Origin of the sequence: Lysobacter arseniciresistens ZS79, assembly GCF_000768335.1 — a bacterium.
Classification (GTDB): domain Bacteria; phylum Pseudomonadota; class Gammaproteobacteria; order Xanthomonadales; family Xanthomonadaceae; genus Novilysobacter; species Novilysobacter arseniciresistens.
In genome coordinates this window covers 1-17836 of record NZ_AVPT01000018.1, presented here as the reverse complement: position 1 = coordinate 17836, position 17836 = coordinate 1, and the positions used below count along the sequence as shown (strand labels likewise).

The window sequence follows — 17836 nt, the reverse complement described above, 5'->3', positions numbered from 1 at the left end:
TTGTCGTCCCCGCGAACGAGGAGTACGGTCGGATACCCAGACGGACGATTTTCCGTCTGGCGATGAGCCAGGCCGACATGCAGACACCCGTTCCGCCAGACCCTTCCGGGCAGGACCGCGCTACCGAACCGGTGGCCGGATTGCCGGGGGCCGGAACCGGACCGATCCGCCGCGCAGCCGGCCCTGCACCGCAAAGAACCCCACGCAACGCCTCGGCCGTCCGGCCGGGGCGTTTGCATTCGTGCCGAAGGAGGCTTTCATGTTCGAAGAACAATCGCAGCCGGAAATCGACGCACTGATCAAGGCCAACCCCGAGTTCAGGCAGCTCTACCAGCACCACAAGAAGCTCGACAAGAAGGTGATGGACGCCGAACTCGGGGTGCTGCCGATCGATGACACCACCCTGGCCCGGATGAAGCGCGAAAAGCTGGCCGCGAAAGATCGCCTGGTCCGTATGTACGACACGCAGCACCACTGAGGTCCGCCGCGGGCGGTGGTGGCCTCCTCGTCGGCCGCCACCGCCCGCCCATGCGGACGCGGCGCGCCCGTTCCATCCCGTAGAATCCCGGGACTGCCGCGGTTTGCCGGCGCCAGCCCGTCCGTCCGAATGCCCATCGCCCCCTCCGTCCTCGACCTGATCGGCAACACGCCGGTCGTGAAGGCCCAGCACCTCGACACCGGCCCCTGCGAGCTGTACTTCAAGCTCGAATCGCAGAACCCCGGCGGCTCGATCAAGGACCGCATCGGCCTGTCGATGATCGAGGCCGCCGAGAAGCGCGGCGACATCAAGCCCGGCGACACCCTGGTCGAAGGCACCGCCGGCAACACCGGCCTGGGCCTGGCGCTGGTGGCCCAGCAGAAGGGCTACAAGCTGATCCTCGTGGTCCCGGACAAGATGAGCCGGGAGAAGATCTTCAACCTCAAGGCGATGGGCGCGCAGGTGGTGCTGACCCGCTCCGACGTCGCCAAGGGCCACCCGGACTACTACCAGGACCTCGCCGAGCGGCTCGCCCGCGAGACCCCGGGCGCGTACTTCATCAACCAGTTCGGCAACCCCGACAACCCCGCCGCGCACGAGCACGGCACCGGCCCGGAGATCCTCGCCCAGATGGCCGAGGTCGGCGGGCTGGACGCGATCGTGTTCGGCTGCGGCAGCTCCGGCACCATGACCGGCCTGTCGCGCCACTTCGCCGAAGCCTCCCCGCACACCGAGCTGATCCTGGCCGACCCGGTCGGCTCGATCCTGGAGGACTACATCAACCGCGGCGAGATCGTCGAGAAGTCCGCCAGCTGGATGGTCGAGGGCATCGGCGAGGACTTCCTGCCGCCGATCTCCGACTTCACCCGGGTCAGGAAGGCCTACGCGATCTCCGACAAGGAGAGCTTCCTGACCGCGCGGCTGCTGCTGGAGAAGGAGGGCATCCTCGGTGGCTCGTCCACCGGCACCCAGCTGGCCGCCGCGCTGCGCTACTGCCGTGAGCAGACCGAACCGAAGAAGGTGCTGGTGCTGGTCTGCGACACCGGCAACAAGTACCTGTCGAAGATGTACAACGACTACTGGATGCTCGACAACGGCTTCATCGAGCGCGAGCAGCACGGCGACCTGCGCGACCTGATCCTGCGGCCGTTCTCGCAGCGCGACACCGTCGTGGTCGGCCCGAAGGACCTGCTGGTGACCGCCTACCAGCGCATGAAGCTGTACGACGTCAGCCAGCTGCCGGTGATGGACGGCGACCGCCTGGTCGGCATCGTCGACGAGTCCGACCTGCTGCTGCACGTGTACGGCGACGAAGCCCGGTTCCGCGACCCGGTCTCGACCGCGATGGTCAGCAAGCTCGACAAGATCGACGTCGGCCAGCCGATCGAGTCGTTGTTGCCGGTGTTCGACCGCGGGCACGTGGCGATCATCAGCGAGGGCGAGCGGTTCCTCGGGCTGATCACGCGGATCGACCTGCTGAATTACCTGCGGCGGCGGGTGGAGTAGGCGCGGGCGTCTGCAGGAGCGACGTGAGTCGCGATCCGAACCCCGCCAACCTGCGTCATCCTCACGATCGCCCACACACTGCCTGCTAAACTCCGCGGTCGCCTCGCCGCGGTAACGGAGTGCAAGAATGACCCCACAAGACAACGGCACGCCGGACCGAAAACACGGCCTCGGCACCCTCGCCATCCACGCCGGCCAGCAGCCCGACCCCAGCACCGGCGCGGTGATGACGCCGATCTACCAGACCTCGACCTATGTCCAGTCGAGCCCGGGCGTGCACCAGGGCTTCGAGTACACCCGCAGCCACAATCCGACCCGCTTCGCCTACGAGCGCGGCGTCGCCGCGCTTGAAGGCGGCACCCGCGGCTATGCGTTTGCGTCCGGCATGGCGGCGACCTCGACGATCCTGGAGCTGCTCGACAGCGGCAGCCACGTGATCGCGATGGACGACGTCTACGGCGGCACCTACCGCCTGTTCGAACGTGTCCGCCGCCGCACCGCGGGGCTCGACTTCAGCTGGATCGACCTCAGCGACGCCGCGGCGTTCGAAGCGGCGATCCGGCCCGAAACGAAGATGGTCTGGATCGAGACGCCGACCAATCCGCTGCTGAAACTGGTCGACATCGCGCAGATCGCCGCGATCGCCCGCAAACGCGGCCTGATCGTGGTGGTCGACAACACCTTCTCCTCGCCGATCCTGCAGCGTCCGATCGAGCACGGCGCCCACATCGTCATGCACTCGGCGACCAAGTACCTCAATGGTCACTCGGACATGGTCGGCGGCATGGTGGTGGTCGGCGACGACGCGGAGCTGGCCGAGCAGATGGCTTTCCTGCAGAACTCGGTGGGCGGCGTGCAGGGGCCGTTCGACAGCTTCCTCGCCCTGCGCGGCCTGAAAACCCTGCACCTGCGCATGAAGGCGCATTGCGAGAACGCGCAGGCGCTGGCCGAACGGCTGGAGACGCACCCGGCCATCGAGAAAGTGATCTATCCCGGCCTCAAGTCGCACCCGCAGCATGAGTTGGCGAAGCGCCAGATGGACGGGTTCGGCGGCATGGTCTCCATCGTGCTCAAGGGCGGCCTTGAAGCGGCGACGCGGTTCTGCGAACGGACCGAACTGTTCGCGCTGGCCGAGTCACTCGGCGGCGTGGAGAGTCTGGTGAACCATCCGGCGATCATGACGCATGCGTCGGTGCCGGCGGAGCGGCGGGCGGAGCTGGGGTTGTCGGATGCGCTGGTGCGGTTGAGCGTGGGGGTGGAGGATGAAGCAGACCTCCTTACCAGTTTGGAGCAAGGCCTCGCGTGAGCGCTTGCTATGGATCAGCGCAGACACGTGCTGACTCCTGTTGTGAGCAGCGTTAGTAGCCCCGTGAGAATGTCAGCCTTGCTGAAGCTGCTTTCACGGATGCGTGCAAATGTGTGCCTGATGGCTGCCTACCGCTTGTTGCCGGCTGCGGTCCGGAAGCGACTGTCGGCGACAATGTCGCGGACGGAAGCTCGCTCCATGGAATTTCGGAAGTCTCCCCGCTGGCATATGCAGGGAGCTGGCGACCAGGAAGGCCAGTCGTCGATCTCCGAGGCGCCGGGCCTGTCTCTGGGCGTGAACGTATATGCGTTTCTTCGCGGCCGCTTCGGACTTGCAGAGAGCGCCCGCCGATACACGAGTGCTCTTTTGGCATCCGGGTGTCGAGTGTGGTTGTGCGACATAGCTGACGGGCTGGGGGTTCCCCACGACATGAAGGATAAAAGTCTAGATGGACTGATCGGGAGAGGCGACCAGCACGGTATCAATCTTGTCTTCGTGAACCCCGACTATCTGGAGAGGGCCATGGAGACGCATATGTGCAATGCGGCAAACAAGTCCTACACCATAGGCGTTTGGTTCTGGGAAGGAGAGCGCTTTCCGTTGGAGTGGACGTCCGCCCTGGACGTAGTTGACGAGATTATGGTTGCCAGCGTCCACCTCGAGAATGCAATCCGAAGAGTGACGGATAAACCGGTCTTCCGTGTGCCCCTGCCGGTTGATAGCTTGTTGGCCAGCGATTTGAAGCGTAAAGACTTTGGCATCAGAGAAAGCGCGTTTGTTTTTCTCAGTATGTTCGACTTCAATTCATATCTTGAGCGGAAGAATCCAGCTGGCGTCATCCACGCCTTTCGCTTGGCGTTTGCGACCGGTGAGTCAGACGTCCAATTGTTACTTAAATCTATCAACGGCCATAGATTTCCCGATGAAATGAACACGCTTCGTGAGGCCGCTGCCGGCGATCCGCGAATCGTCATTCGTGACGATATTATAGAGAACCGTCACGTCCACGCCCTCCAGCAATGCGCGGATTGCTTCGTCTCGTTGCACAGGGCGGAAGGATTCGGTATGGCGCTGGCGGAGTGCATGTGGTTTGGGAAGCCAGTGATTGCGACCGGATGGTCTGGAAACATGGATTTCATGACGCCAGAGAACAGTTGTCCTGTCAGGTTCAAACTTGTTGAAATCCAATCTGGGGATTATGCACATCACCAAGGGCAGAGATGGGCCGAGCCAGATATCCATCATGCTGCGGGACTAATGAAGCGGCTCGCGGATGACCCCCGGGCCGCTCGCAGAATTGGCAATCAAGCATCGCGCGATGTAAGGCGCCTCCTTTCCAGCAACAACGCCGCAGCATTGATCAAAAACCGATTGGAGGAAATAACGATGGATCGTCTGCAGTCACTCACAGACGAGCCGGGCAGAACATCCGACGTAAGGCTGAACTCGTGAAGAACATGTTCTCTGCCCTTTGGGCATATCGCAACTTCATTTTTTCGTCGATCAGGACCGAGATTTACACTCGCTTCTCGCGCAGCAAGCTGGGTTCGCTTTGGATGATTCTCCAGCCCTTGGCTCAGAGCGCCATCTACGCGTTGGTGCTGTCACAGGTGCTATCGGCTCGGCTTCCTGGGAGCACCAGCGCTTATTCGTATGCTATTTACCTGATGGCTGGCATGGTTGCTTGGGCGTTGTTTAGTGAGCTCGTGCTGCGGTCCATGGCAATGTTCGTCGAAAATGCGTCAATTATGAAGAAAATTCTTTTCCCTAGAATATGCTTGCCGGTAGTGACGCTGGGTTCCGCGTTGTTGAACAATTTGTTACTCCTCTTCGCGACCTTGCTCATTTTTGCTCTCATCGGACACTGGCCATCAACCAGTATCATCTGGCTGCCGTTTCTAATGTTGGCGACCATATGCTTGGGAATGGGCCTCGGAATTGCCCTCGGTGTCATCAACGTATTTGTGCGGGATGTCGGTCAAGCGGCGGGTGTTGTGCTCCAACTGTGGTTTTGGCTTACACCTGTCGTGTACATGGTGGGCATCGTCCCGGGGTCGCTTCAGAAATATTTGCTTTGGAATCCGATGTATTACATCGTCAGCGGATACCAAGCGGTGCTGTTCCAGCAGGCATCGCCGGACGTGCAAAGTCTGGTGGTTATAGTGCTGGCCTCAATGATCTTGCTGGCGTTCTCACTTGTGCTTTTCCGCCGCGCCGCGCCAGACATGGTGGATGTCCTGTGAAAGAACAAGTTGATCTGTTGAGAGTTGAAAATCTAGGGAAGGCTTATCGGGATTACGAGAGTGAATGGCATCGATTCGCCTCGTGGGCCGGTGTTCGGTTTACGCCGAAAAACGAGAGTTGGGTCCTGCGTGGCGTGTCGTTTGCGATGGGGTGCGGTGAGGCGATCGGGATTGTTGGTCAGAACGGCGCCGGCAAGAGCACGCTCCTGAAGCTGATCACCGGTGTGCTGCGTGCTACCGAGGGATCGATTGAACTGAGTGGCCGCGTGGCCGCAATTCTTGAACTCGGGATGGGGTTCAATCCGGACATGACGGGCCGCCAGAATGTATATCATGCTGCCGGTCTCATGGGATTTTCCGCCCAGGAGATTCATTCCCGAATTGATGAGATCGAGGACTTTGCCGAGATTGGAGAGTACTTCGAACAGTCCATGAGGACCTATTCGAGCGGCATGCAGATGCGTGTGGCATTCAGCGTTGCAACAGCCTTCCGTCCGGATATCTTGATCGTGGACGAAGCCTTGTCTGTTGGTGATGCATACTTTCAGCACAAATGCTTTGAGCGGATCCGCCAATTTCAGAAGGACGGGACTTCGTTACTGATAGTCTCCCATGACCGTGGTGCAGTGCAGGCGCTCTGCAGCAGGGCGATCCTGCTGGAACAGGGCGTGTTGGTTAAAGACGGCGAACCACAAGCGGTCATGGACTTCTACAACGCGATCATCGCCGAGAAGGAGAGCGTGACTGTTCGCACCAACCGCCGTTCTGATGGTCGAGTTCAGACGATCTCGGGTACCGGTGAGGCGGTAGTAGAGCGTATTTCGCTCCTTGATGTTTCGGGGACCGAGGTTGAGTTCATGGGGGTAGGCCAGAAAGCCTGCCTCCTTGTGGAGGTAAGGGCTCTGTCATCTATTCCAAGATTGGTTCTTGGCTATATGCTGAAAGACCGCCTGGGGCAAGTCGTTTTCGGCACGAATACGCATCACACAGGTCAGGCCCAGCTAGATGTGGCGGCCGGTGAGTTGCTTCAGTTCAAGATCGAGTTCGCCATGAATCTCGGGCCCGGTAGTTACTCGATCTCAACTGCGCTGGTCAGCGCGGACACGCATCTCCAGAATAATTATGAGTGGCGTGATTTGGCGCTGGTCTTCAACGTGCATAACAGCAACCTGCCAGTCTTCATCGGTAGCTCATGGATGGCACCAGAGATCGAGATCGCGCGGCCGTGACATTCGTTTCATACGCGCAGAACTTTGAGGACGTAATGCTCGCAAGGGCATTACGCGACGTGTCGAAGGGTTTCTATATCGACGTAGGTGCGCAGGATCCGACCGAGTATTCGGTAACCAAGGCCTTCTACGATGTTGGTTGGCGGGGAATCAACATTGAACCGTCGGAACAGTGGTTCAGCAAGCTGGAGGACGAGCGACCCCACGACCTCAACCTGATGGTCGCTGCTTCCGACGTTGAAGGGAGCCTGCGGTTCTTTAACGTGGACTCTACGGGGCTCTCGACCACCGTGAGTGATTTTGCAGAGAGACATGCTGACGCAGGATTCCAGGTCACTGAACAGATAGTGCCCTGCGACACCTTGGATAGAATCTGCGAGGAAGCGGCGGTCGATGTCGTGCATTTTCTCAAAGTAGACTGCGAAGGTGCGGAGTTGAGCGTGTTGCGCGGCCTTTCATTGAAGAAGCTGCGTCCATGGATCGTACTGGTCGAAGCAACGGAGCCGCTCTCCGAGAAGTCTAGTTATGAGGCTTGGGAGCCGCTTCTAACCGGGCGTGGCTATCACTTTGTTTACGACGATGGTCTGAACCGATTCTACGTGGCTGATGAGAAAGCCTCTCTCGACGCCGCCTTTCTTCGTCCGCCCAACGTATTTGATGACTTCATACGCTCGGATATTCTCCACCTGCGACGCGACCTCGAGCATGCTAAGAGCGCCGTGGTTGAGTGCGACCAATGGCGTTCAACAGCGGGTTACCTTCAAGATGAGAATGAACGCAGAGAAGCAGCGCTAGCGGATCTGAGGAAGCGCTTCCATGACTTAGAAGGGCGCGATTCGCTTGACCCCAATCGGCTCCAGCAGACGATCGAGTACCTGACCAGCGAGAACGAGCGACGCGAGACCGCTCTTCAGGAACTTCGTACGCTCCTTGATGAGAAGAGACAGCGGGAATCGGCTGAGCGTGAGCGACTTGAAGCGACTGTCGCGTACCTTCAGCAGGAGAACGAACGCCGTGAAGCAGCGCTCGTCGAGCAGCGTCAGTCTCTTACGAGCGTCGAGTCAGCGCTTGATGCTGAGCGAAAGCACCTGCAGGCGACCATCGAGTATCTCCGGCAGGAGAATGAACGTCGCGAGGCGGCGCTGGTTCAGCACCGTCAAGCCCTTGAAACTGTAGGGTCCAACTTTGGTGCTGAGCGAGAGCGCTTGCAGACGAGCGTCCAGTACCTTCGGCAAGAGAACGAGCGACGGGAAGCGGCATTGATTGAGCTTCGCCAAGGCATTGAAGCCTCCGGCGCGCGCGAGCTGGCGGAACGCCAACGGCTCCATGACTTAATCGACCATCTTCGACACGAGAATGAACTACGAGAGGCAGCGCTGGCGGACCATCGGCTACTTCTCGAGCAGGCGGGGCGACGTGAATCGGGCGAGCGATCACAACTGCAGGCGACTATTGAGTACCTTCGCGAAGAGAACGAGCGTCGTGAGGGAGCCCTGGTGCATTACCGCCAACTCATCGAGAACGCGGGTGAGCGGGAACGGTGCGAGCGTGTGCAGCTGCAATCGACTATCGATTTCCTACGCCAAGAGAACGAGCGCCGCGAGGCGGTCTTGGTTGACCAAGGACGTGCTCTCGAGAGCGCGCGGGACGAACTTGGTGACATGGATGAGAGACTCCAAGTGGCGGCCCACGAGCTGGATTCAGCCCGCAGCGAGCTGCGCCGTAAAGAACTGGAGTCCTCCACCCGACAGGCGGAGATGACGCGCGTGCTGGTTGAGCTCGCAGCTAGATCGCAGGAGATCTTGCGCTTGGATACCGAGCTGCGTTCCATTCTTGGTAGCACGTCCTGGCGGATAACCGCGCCTGGACGTGCGGTCAGACGACTTTCCATCTCCGCAGCGCGCTTCACCAAGCGCGCAGGATATCTAATGGCCCGAGGGCCCGCCCGGTTCATGCGTCCGGCGCTTCGCGCTATCGCAATGTGGCCCGGCGTACCGGAGTTCGCAGCGGGAATTGTCGGGCGGGATTCAGCAATTGCGCATCACACGCGACTCTTTTTGTTCGGAAACGGCGTGCCAAAGGAAGGGGCCGTTGGGCAAACCAATGCGTCACTTGATTTGGGCTGGCAAGCGAGCCGCGTGCGCGAGCGGATGGAAATATTAAGGCGCCAAGCAATTACAAGAAAGGGGAGGGGCTAGCTTGCACATAGTACTTGACCTCCAGGCGTGTCAGTCGCCGGAGAGCGGGCGCCGGGGCATCGGGCGGTATTCGCTCGCGCTTGCGAAGGCAATGACAACCTCGTCGCGAGGACACCGGATTTCAGTCCTGCTGAATTCTGCGATGGTTGAGTCCGTCGAGTACATCCGCGCCCAGTTTTCCGGGATTATCCCACCCGAGCAGATCGTCCTCTGGCATGGACTGGCGCCCACTGGTGCCGTCGATCCGGCTAATCGATTCCGCAGTCGCGCGTCGGAGGTTCTGAGGTCACACGCGCTTAAGGCCCTTCAGCCGGATATCGTGCACGTCGCCAGCCTCTTCGAGGGAGTGGCCGACAATGTTGTCAGTTCGATTTCTGGACGTGATCCTTATCGAACGGTCACCACGCTGTACGATCTGATTCCCTTGGCGCACGAAGATGTCTACCTCGCCGACAAGCGTATCCGGGATTGGTACATGGAGAAGGTTGGCCATCTTCAACGTGCGGATCAGTTGCTGGGTATCTCAAGATTCTCTTGTGACGAGGCTAGGGAACTTCTAGGTGTCCCTGAAGACAGGTTGACGGATATATCGGGCGCAGCTGATGAAATTTTTGCCCCGCTGGAGGGTGCGGAATATTTCCGGTCTGCGCTCGCTGCCAAGTATGGGCTTCGCCGAAACTACGTCATGTACGCAGGAGGCTTTGATTCGCGGAAGAACATTGCCGCCCTCATTCGGGCGTTCGCGAAGTTGCCTCCGGAAACAAGGAATAGTCACCAGTTGGCCATCGTAGGAGGGGCCCCCACGCCGGAGAGATCCGCGCTTGAGCGGGTCGTGGATGAAGTCGGGCTTTCTGTCGAGGATGTCGTGTTTACGGGCTTCGTACCCGATAGCGACTTGGTCAAACTCTACAATCTCTGTGCGTTGTATGCGTTTCCGTCTCTACAGGAAGGGTTTGGTCTTCCAGCCTTGGAAGCGATGTCGAGTGGTGCCGTGGTCATCGGCTCCGCGACATCGAGCTTGCCTGAGGTCATTGGCTTCGACGACGCGTTGTTTGACCCGCGTGACGTGGATTCGATCGCTCACAAGATGCAGGTGGCTTTGACGGATACTGGTTTCCGCCGGCGATTCCTTGAGCACGCGGAGCTTCAAAGCCTCAAATTCTCGTGGGTCGAGTCTGCGAACCGTGCGTTCGATGGGATCGAATTGGCGCTTGATCGCGTTTCGATTGCCCGGGGCGCCCCACGACGCGAGTCCGCTCGTCAGCGCAGACGGAGAACTGCGCTGCTCCCCGCTCCCCGCTCCGACTCGCCTCGCCGCCTCCCGCGCGTGAAAGTGTTTGCCGATTCCGATTGCACAGGGATTGCCGCTAATTACCCCATCGCTTCGCTTGGGAAGCATCGTCACAAGTTTGACCGGATCGTGGCTGAGGTGTCAGACGATGGATACGGGGCGAAAGTCCTTGAAGCGAGCGCCGTGGAGGCCGCTGACATCGTCGTGCTTGATTCGACTCTCGGGAACGCACTTGAGCACTTGGCGAGGCGCGACCGAAAATTGGTAATTGAATTGGTTCTGCGCCAAGGAGGATATGCCGCATTGAAACGGGCCCTCGGCAATGGTCTGGATTCGAGCGTGCTTTCCGAGCTGGTCCCGCCGAGCGCGCTTGATCTGATGGGACAAGCACAGGTGATTTCCATCGGTGATGCTGGAGCGAAAGGCTGCGATGGTTGGCGCGACAACGTGGATTCGGTGATATCCGCAGTGTTGGGAGACCCCTTGGCGGACCAGGCGACAGAAGGAGAGCTGGGCTGTATAGCTGCAGCGATCGCGGCAAGTTTGGGAAGAGGAAGCGCCGGTGACCGCTGGCTCGTTGACATTTCGATTCTCGGGTTGCATGACGCGGGCACCGGCATTCAGCGGGTCGTTCGACACGTGCTCGACGAGCTTATGGATGTTCCGCCCGAGGGGGTGCGGATTGAGCCGGTGATGCTAGGCGATGACGGCGTTGTTCGGTACGCCCGATCCTATTGCCAGCGTAGATACTTCCCGGATGAACAGCTCCCTGGGGATGAAGCCGTAGAGTTCAGCCCAAGCGATGTGTATGTGGGGTTGGATTTGGCCGCGCATCTCGTCCCCCCACATGTGGATGTTTTTCGGCGCCTGCGCGCGATTGGCGTCAGGCAGTACTTCGTGGTGTACGACCTGTTGCCGCTGCTTAGGCCCGAGTGCTTCGACGCCAACTTGCTGCCCATCTTCCGCTCCTGGTATGAGGCGGTGGCGGAAGTCGCGGACGGTGTGGCCTGCATTTCCCGATCGGTGGCTGACGAGTTCGAGGCCTGGCTGCACCAATTCCGCCCCAATCGGTTGCGCCCGCTCCACGTCGGCTGGTTCCACCTCGGCGCAGACGTCGGCGCTTCGGGTCCGGCGAGTCGGAAGACCAGTGTTGCAAGTCCCGAATTGAGTGCGCTCGGCGAAAGGCCGACCTTCCTCATGGTCGGTACGATCGAGCCGCGCAAGGGACATGCGCAGGTGTTGGAAGCATTCGAACAGCTATGGGCAGATGGTCAAGAGATCAATCTGCTGATAGTCGGCAGGCCAGGATGGATGGTCGACGAACTACTGGCGCGGCTGCGGCAGCACCCGCAGCGCAACGAGAAGCTGTTCTGGTTCGAAAACGCCGACGACGACCTTCTGGTGTCCTCGTATGCGCGTGCGTCCGCGCTTGTCATGGCGTCAGAGGGCGAAGGCTTTGGCTTGCCCCTGATCGAGGCCGCACACCAAGGGATCCCTCTGATCGTGCGTGACCTGCCGGTGTTCCGCGAAATTGCGGGTGAGAACGCCCACTACTTCAGCGGCTATGTTCCAGACGACCTGGCGGTGTCGCTGGGACGATGGATCGAGCTACACGTCGCCGGCAAAGCCCCCCAGTCAACCGGTATGGGGTGGAAGACATGGGCGGAGGCGACACAACAGTTGGTCGAGGTCGTTCGCGGCCGGCGCTGGGTGCACAGTTGGCTACCGGGCCCTACGCACCGCTTTGGTGCCTATGACTACAGGTTCCAGTCGCAGGTCGGGCAGTTGGCCAGAGGGCGGATGGCCAGCACCGGGGAGCCGGGCGTACTCCTGTATGGCCCTTACGTGACGATGCCGGCAGGCCGATATTCGATGGCGCTGCATGGGCGCGGCGCGGGGTCTGGGTGGATGGACGTGTGCAGCGAAGCCGGAACCAGCATCCATGCCCGGATGGGGCTTGAGCTTTCGCACTTGGAAGATGGCGCCGACTGCGTGCTCGCGCGTATGGAGTTCGAGTTGTTCCACGATGTACGTGACCTTGAACTGCGCGTCGGCCTGGACCAGAGGGCATGGATGGAGATCGCTCACGTCGAGATCCACCGGGAGCTGGCAAGAGGGCCTGCCACGCAACAGAGGCTCAAAGCCGACCTTTCCACATCGGCTGGGCCATAATGCCCGCTTTATGTATGTCCACTTGACATACGCGAGCCGAAAATTTTTATAAGGAGCTATTTGATGAAGACTGCAGTGATCACCGGGATCTCCGGACAGGACGGGGCCTACCTGGCGGAGTTGCTGCTCGACAAGGGGTACCGGGTGTATGGCACCTACCGGCGGACCAGCTCGGTCAACTTCTGGCGTATCGAGGAGCTGGGCATCGAGCGCCACCCCAACCTTCATCTTGTCGAATACGACCTGACCGACCTCGGGTCGAGCTTGCGCCTCCTTGAGACGACACAGGCGACGGAGGTCTACAACCTTGCAGCCCAGAGCTTTGTCGGCGTCTCGTTCGACCAGCCCGCTACGACCGCCCAGATCACCGGCCTAGGCGCCGTGCACCTGCTTGAGGCAATTCGCCAGGTGGACACGAAGATCCGTTTCTACCAAGCATCAACCTCGGAGATGTTTGGCAAGGTACAGGCGGTGCCCCAGAGGGAGGACACTCCCTTCTATCCGCGCAGTCCCTACGGTGTCGCCAAGCTCTATGCGCACTGGATGACCGTCAACTACCGCGAGTCCTACGATATCTTCGGATCCAGCGGCATCCTCTTCAATCACGAGTCCCCACTGCGTGGCCGTGAGTTCGTGACGCGCAAGATCACCGACTCGGTGGCGAAGATCAAGCTGGGCAAGCAGGACGTGCTGGAACTCGGCAACCTCGACGCAAAGCGGGACTGGGGCTATGCCAAGGAGTACGTCGATGGTATGTGGCGCATGCTGCAGGCCGACGAGCCGGACACGTTTGTACTCGCGACCAATCGCACCGTGACTGTGCGGGATTTCGTCGCAATGGCGTTCAAGTCGGCAGGGATCGAAGTCATTTGGAAGGGCGAGGGCGAGGGCGAGCGGGGTCTCGATGCCTCGAGTGGCCGCGAGCTGGTTCGGATCAATCCGCGCTACTACCGGCCCGCGGAGGTCGATCTCCTCATCGGGAACCCGGAGAAGGCAAAGCAGGTGCTAGGTTGGGAGCCGAAGACGACGCTTGAGGAACTGTGCTCGATGATGGTGAAAGCCGATCTCCGCCGAAACGAAGCAGGCGCTTCCTTCTGATGGCGGCGATGGGCAGGCGCGCCCTCATCACGGGCATCAAAGGCTTCACCGGCCGCTACATGGCGGCCGAACTGAAGCGGCACGGTTACGAAGTATTGGGAACCGGAACAACAGTTGTGGACGGCCCCGGATATTTTCAGGTCGACCTCAATGATGTCGAAGGACTGCGCCTGCTCTTTCAACAGGAGCAGCCCGATGTGGTGATCCACCTTGCGGCCCTCGCTTTTGTAGGGCATGGCAGGGCGGACGACTTCTACCGGGTCAATCTCATCGGCACCCGCAATCTGCTCGAGGCGATTGCGGCGTCGGGCAAAGATCCTGACTGCGTACTTCTGGCTAGCAGTGCAAACGTCTACGGCAATGCCTCTCCGGGTATCATCGACGAGGACACGCCGCCAAATCCCGCGAACGACTATGCGGTGAGCAAGCTCGCGATGGAGTACATGGCCAGGCTGTGGTCAGATCGGATTCCATTGGTCATTACTAGGCCCTTCAATTACACGGGCGTCGGGCAGGCCGGCCACTTTCTACTACCGAAAATTGTCGATCATTTCCGTCGCCGGGCAAGGACTATGGAACTTGGCAACCTGGATGTATGGCGGGATTTCAGCGATGTCCGCACCGTCGCTCAGTTGTACAGACGGCTCATCGAGGCGCCTTCAGCGATTGGAGGAACGTTCAACGTCAGCTCGGGGAGGGCGCACTCCCTGCGCGAGGTGGTGAGCCTCTGCGAACAGCTGACAGGACACACGCTCGAGATCGAAGTAAATCCCCAGTTCGTGCGCCCCAACGAGGTGCGGACGTTGTGTGGAGACAACGCGCAACTGAGAGGTCTGCTCGGGCCATGGAGCGCCATGCCTCTGCGCGATACGCTGGAGTGGATGTTAACTGTAGTGGATTAGGATCGCCCGCTCCCAGAGTCGGAGCCATGGCGCTAGTTTAAAAGCGCTGTGAATTATCTTTGCTTATTAAAGGATCTACAGGTGATTAGAATGGCGAGCCTGAATTCCCGACGAACTGTTCTGTCAATAGTTGCTTTAGTGCTCGTCGCTCTCGTTTGGAAAGTAATCTATCTCAAAACTGCTGAGAGCACATATAATACCGAAGAGCTACCGTTGGCTCCGATCACTTTAGTGGCGGGCAGCGATGTATTAACGGATATTGCAGCGACTCGGCTTTACGGGACCTCGGCAATTACTTCCGCGGCCAGCTTTGAATTGTTTGGATTTACCCCCCTTGGCGTTAAATTCCCAAACATTGTATTTTTCCTGACTACTATCATCCTCCTATGTCTGCTATGTAAGAGGCTGCTCTCCGAGGATAACAGATACTTATGGATGATGCCCGGTGTGCTCTTGGTTGTGGGGCCGCCGGTTATTCAAATTTGGGGAATGAAAAACCGAGGCGGGTTTATAGAAGGAATTTTCGCCTTAGTCTTATGCTTGTGGCTATGCAGCAGAACCCCGGAAGGTCGGCCGCTTTCTGATCTCCACAAGCTAATCATCGCACTTGTAATTGGCGTGGCGACCTGGTCCCAACCCCTCTCGTTGGTCTGGGGAATAGTTCTGGTCGGGTATATCCTTTGGCAGGATGCGGCATATTCCATACGCAACGTTCCAAAATCCAGCGTTATCGTTCTCATGGGCCTCTTAATTGGTGCCATGCCGTTAGTCTACCTTAACTTCATTTTTGGGTTCAATACGTTCCAAGTGTTGAGTCATGGGGAAGTTCCGGGGGGCGTGGATTTAGGAAAGGCCGGGCGGCTTCGCGAGATCCTAGTTGGGGGCGTACCCAGGCTCCTCGGCTTGAAGCGACAGTGGCAGGACGACTGGGTGTTATCGCCGCCTGTGGCATGGTGCCTGTACTTTATATTTGTGTTCCCAGCCATCCGGGCTGCAGTCCGTGCGGTGATAAATTTCTTGACAAATCGAAGGGTGGGCTTGGATCTCGCGTTAGTAGGGGTAGCACTAGCGGTTGTTGCTGCCAATGTAATATCGACATGGGGTAATTTTCAGGAAGAGCCTAGGCGCCTGCTTCTTCTGTACGTCCCTCTTGTTGTGCTGACCATGCAGGGCCTAAGGGGTAGCAGAATCTTTCTGCCCGTATACCTGCTTATCTGGGTCGCATTCAACTTGTTTTCGAATTATACGTATATCCGAGATCACGCGAATGGCTTTTCTAGTGGGCTTTACAGACCATTAGATGGGCTGGCCGAGAAATTGGCAGATAACGGAATCACTGGCGTGTATGCGGATGTATGGGTGGGCCCGCGTTTGACATTCGCCAGCAAGGGAACCATTCCTTGGTACCGGTCGCAGTACGTTCCGACCGCCTATGGTTATGTGGGCGATCAGATTCTAACAGCGAACGAGGCTATGCTTTTTAATATGCAGTCCAAAGCTGAACTTGATGCGCGGTCTAAGTTCTTTGCCGACGCCGCTAGCTTGGGAGCGAACTGTGCCGAGATTGTCTTCGATAACTTTTCGATCGTGCATCACTGTGATGCCGAGATCGATCTTGGGGTTGCGTTCGCCGGATTTGATGGCCAGCCGACATCGTCGTACGCAACCATCGGCAAGTTGTCGACCGCGGTAGATGGCGAAGGGACGCGGTATCTCGGTAAGGGCTGGAGTAAGCCGGAGCAGTGGGGGGTCTGGTTGGATGGAGGTTCGGGAGTTCTTACCTTTGGCGGTTTAGAGTCCCAGGGAGATCCTGCCGCCTATGTGATGCGTCTTGTTGGGCGTGTGTACACGTCTCCCAAGCATCCGACGCAAAGAATTCAAGTATTCGTCGCAGGAGAGCTCGTGACTGAAGTGACTACGAGATATCCGGAGACCAATTCGGTTATCAGCTTCCCCGTCAAGTCCGAGTGGGTGTCTAAAGGTGGCTTTAAATTGGTTCTAGTCACGCCCGATGCGATCTCTCCGAAGAATCTTGGTTATTCGCTGGACTCGAGAGAGCTCTCGTTTGGTTTGGAATATATTGAACTGGATATTTTGGACCTTGAATCCAGAGAGTAACTAACTGCCTCTTACCCGACGTGCTTGGATAGTGGGATGGCGTGGATGTAATTTTCATGTATTTTTTTAGTCACCGTCCCATTCGCCTCTTCGGAGCACTCGAATGAAAGGTGCTGGATCAGCGGAGCTTGTCGAGTCTTGCCTGCTCGTTTGGCCTTGCGAGACAGGGGTCTGGTATGCGCCTCACAGGTGGGCGTCGACCCGACGGGCTCGCCAGTTCCCAAGCGGTAGCGCTCAGTCGTTCGATGCCTTATCTCGAGTCGACGGCGGGCCACTACGAGGTTTGCGCCAAGGGCGGCTCCAAAACGTTACTTGGCTCGGCTCCTCCCCCGAACGGGCAGTTGCGTACACATCGCACACGCTCGCGTCAGTCGGAGGTGCTATGGGATAAGCTTGGTCTCAAGAATCAAGCGCAACACTCTGGTGAAAACTTCGCCATCTCTTCGGCCATGGCTTCCTCTGGTGTCTTCCACCCCAGCGTCTTCCTCGGACGGCCGTTGAGCAGGCGGGCGATATCGTTCAGCAGGGTTTGGCTGGCCAGCGACAGGTCGGTACCTTTGGGCAGGAACTGGCGCAGCAAGCCATTGGTGTTCTCGTTGCTGCCGCGCTGCCAAGGCGCATGCGGATCGCAGAACCAGATGTCCATCTTCAGCCGTCGGCTCAGTTCCTGGAAACAGGCCAGCTCACTGCCGCGGTCGTAGGTCAGGCTTTCGCGCAAGAACGCCGGCAGCTTCTTCATCTGCCGCGTGAAGCCCTCCAAGGCATCGGCCGCCGTGCAGCCGTCCATGCGACACAACACCACGAACCGGGTCTTGCGTTCGACCAGCACGCCGACCGCCGAACGGTTGAAGGCGCCCTTGATCAGATCGCCTTCCCAGTGCCCCGGGAACAGGCGGTGTTCGATGTCTTCCGGACGGTGTTGGATCCGCAGCTCGTCGGGCACGAAGCTCTTCGCGGTGGCCATGGTGCGCCGGCGACCGCGCGCGGGTTTGCCTTGGCGCAGGGCCTCCACCAACGCCTGCTTCAGCCCGCCGCGGGGCTGAGCGTAGATGGTGGCGTAGATCGTCTCGTGGCTGACCAGGCCGGGGCGCAGCGACTCGGGCATGTGGCGCAGTCTGGCCGCAATCTGCTGCGGCGACCAGCGCAGGAAGACCAGCCGGTCGTGGACGTATTGATAAAGCGCGCTACCTTCAGCCAGCACACGTGGCCGACGGCTGCGACCTCGGCGTTTACGGTAGCCATCGGCGGCCCCGGTGGCATCGTAATGTTAGCGCCGACGCAAAACTGACCCACCC

Annotated in this window: 11 protein-coding genes and 1 pseudogene; 11 read left to right on the top strand and 1 reads right to left on the bottom strand. The window is 59.2% G+C overall.

Annotation, left to right across the window (positions count from 1 at the left end; genetic code table 11):
* Positions 1 to 259: 259 nt before the first annotated feature.
* The 11 genes from N799_RS09655 (at position 260) to N799_RS14855 (ending at position 16541) form a co-directional block, all read left to right on the top strand.
* Positions 260 to 478, top strand: coding sequence for an HP1242/YdcH family protein (locus N799_RS09655; RefSeq protein WP_036211548.1), 219 nt, complete (start codon positions 260 to 262; stop codon positions 476 to 478).
* Between the two features lie 129 nt (positions 479 to 607).
* A complete protein-coding gene (locus tag N799_RS09650) occupies positions 608 to 1984 on the top strand; it encodes a pyridoxal-phosphate dependent enzyme (protein WP_036211545.1) in 1377 nt (458 codons plus the stop codon).
* Positions 1985 to 2111: 127 nt separating this feature from the next.
* Complete coding sequence (locus N799_RS09645; RefSeq protein ID WP_036211542.1) at positions 2112 to 3290, top strand: cystathionine gamma-synthase; 1179 nt, start codon at positions 2112 to 2114, stop codon at positions 3288 to 3290.
* Positions 3291 to 3368: 78 nt separating this feature from the next.
* Complete coding sequence (locus tag N799_RS14870; protein ID WP_160279967.1) at positions 3369 to 4742, top strand: glycosyltransferase; 1374 nt, start codon at positions 3369 to 3371, stop codon at positions 4740 to 4742.
* Between the two features lie 5 nt (positions 4743 to 4747).
* The gene (locus tag N799_RS09640; protein ID WP_036211539.1) at positions 4748 to 5533 is read left to right on the top strand and encodes an ABC transporter permease; all 786 of its coding nucleotides are present in this window, start codon (positions 4748 to 4750) and stop codon (positions 5531 to 5533) included.
* Positions 5530 to 6762: an ABC transporter ATP-binding protein gene (locus N799_RS09635; protein ID WP_036211536.1), complete on the top strand. Its 1233-nt coding sequence runs from the start codon at positions 5530 to 5532 to the stop codon at positions 6760 to 6762. The genes N799_RS09640 and N799_RS09635 overlap by 4 nt, the downstream gene beginning before the upstream one ends.
* Positions 6763 to 6797: 35 nt before the next feature.
* Entirely contained in the window at positions 6798 to 8960 is a 2163-nt protein-coding gene (locus tag N799_RS14865) for an FkbM family methyltransferase (protein ID WP_203225046.1), read from the top strand.
* Between the two features lies 1 nt (position 8961).
* On the top strand, positions 8962 to 12423 hold the full coding sequence (locus tag N799_RS14860; RefSeq protein ID WP_081974936.1) for a glycosyltransferase family 4 protein: 3462 nt from the start codon (positions 8962 to 8964) through the stop codon (positions 12421 to 12423).
* Positions 12424 to 12486: 63 nt separating this feature from the next.
* A complete protein-coding gene (gmd, locus tag N799_RS09615) occupies positions 12487 to 13521 on the top strand; it encodes a GDP-mannose 4,6-dehydratase (protein ID WP_036211530.1) in 1035 nt (344 codons plus the stop codon).
* On the top strand, positions 13521 to 14423 hold the full coding sequence (locus N799_RS09610) for a GDP-mannose 4,6-dehydratase (RefSeq protein WP_036211527.1): 903 nt from the start codon (positions 13521 to 13523) through the stop codon (positions 14421 to 14423). The genes gmd and N799_RS09610 overlap by 1 nt, the downstream gene beginning before the upstream one ends.
* 90 nt (positions 14424 to 14513) lie before the next feature.
* On the top strand, positions 14514 to 16541 hold the full coding sequence (locus N799_RS14855) for a glycosyltransferase family 39 protein (RefSeq protein WP_081974934.1): 2028 nt from the start codon (positions 14514 to 14516) through the stop codon (positions 16539 to 16541).
* Positions 16542 to 16947: 406 nt separating this feature from the next.
* On the opposite strand, the pseudogene N799_RS09605 reads toward N799_RS14855, so the two are convergent.
* A pseudogene (locus tag N799_RS09605) lies at positions 16948 to 17805 on the bottom strand (IS30 family transposase); the annotation flags it as partial.
* Positions 17806 to 17836 lie beyond the last annotated feature (31 nt).

What these genes read in the sequence shown, in the direction of transcription:
- N799_RS09655 (WP_036211548.1), top strand. Translation starts at nt 260, where the DNA reads ATGTTCGAAGAACAATCGCAGCCGGAAATCGACGCACTGATCAAGGCC.
- N799_RS09650 (WP_036211545.1), top strand. Translation starts at nt 608, where the DNA reads ATGCCCATCGCCCCCTCCGTCCTCGACCTGATCGGCAACACGCCGGTC.
- N799_RS09645 (WP_036211542.1), top strand. Translation starts at nt 2,112, where the DNA reads ATGACCCCACAAGACAACGGCACGCCGGACCGAAAACACGGCCTCGGC.
- N799_RS09640 (WP_036211539.1), top strand. Translation starts at nt 4,748, where the DNA reads ATGTTCTCTGCCCTTTGGGCATATCGCAACTTCATTTTTTCGTCGATC.
- N799_RS14865 (WP_203225046.1), top strand. Translation starts at nt 6,798, where the DNA reads ATGCTCGCAAGGGCATTACGCGACGTGTCGAAGGGTTTCTATATCGAC.
- gmd (WP_036211530.1), top strand. Translation starts at nt 12,487, where the DNA reads ATGAAGACTGCAGTGATCACCGGGATCTCCGGACAGGACGGGGCCTAC.
- N799_RS09610 (WP_036211527.1), top strand. Translation starts at nt 13,521, where the DNA reads ATGGCGGCGATGGGCAGGCGCGCCCTCATCACGGGCATCAAAGGCTTC.
- N799_RS14855 (WP_081974934.1), top strand. Translation starts at nt 14,514, where the DNA reads ATGGCGAGCCTGAATTCCCGACGAACTGTTCTGTCAATAGTTGCTTTA.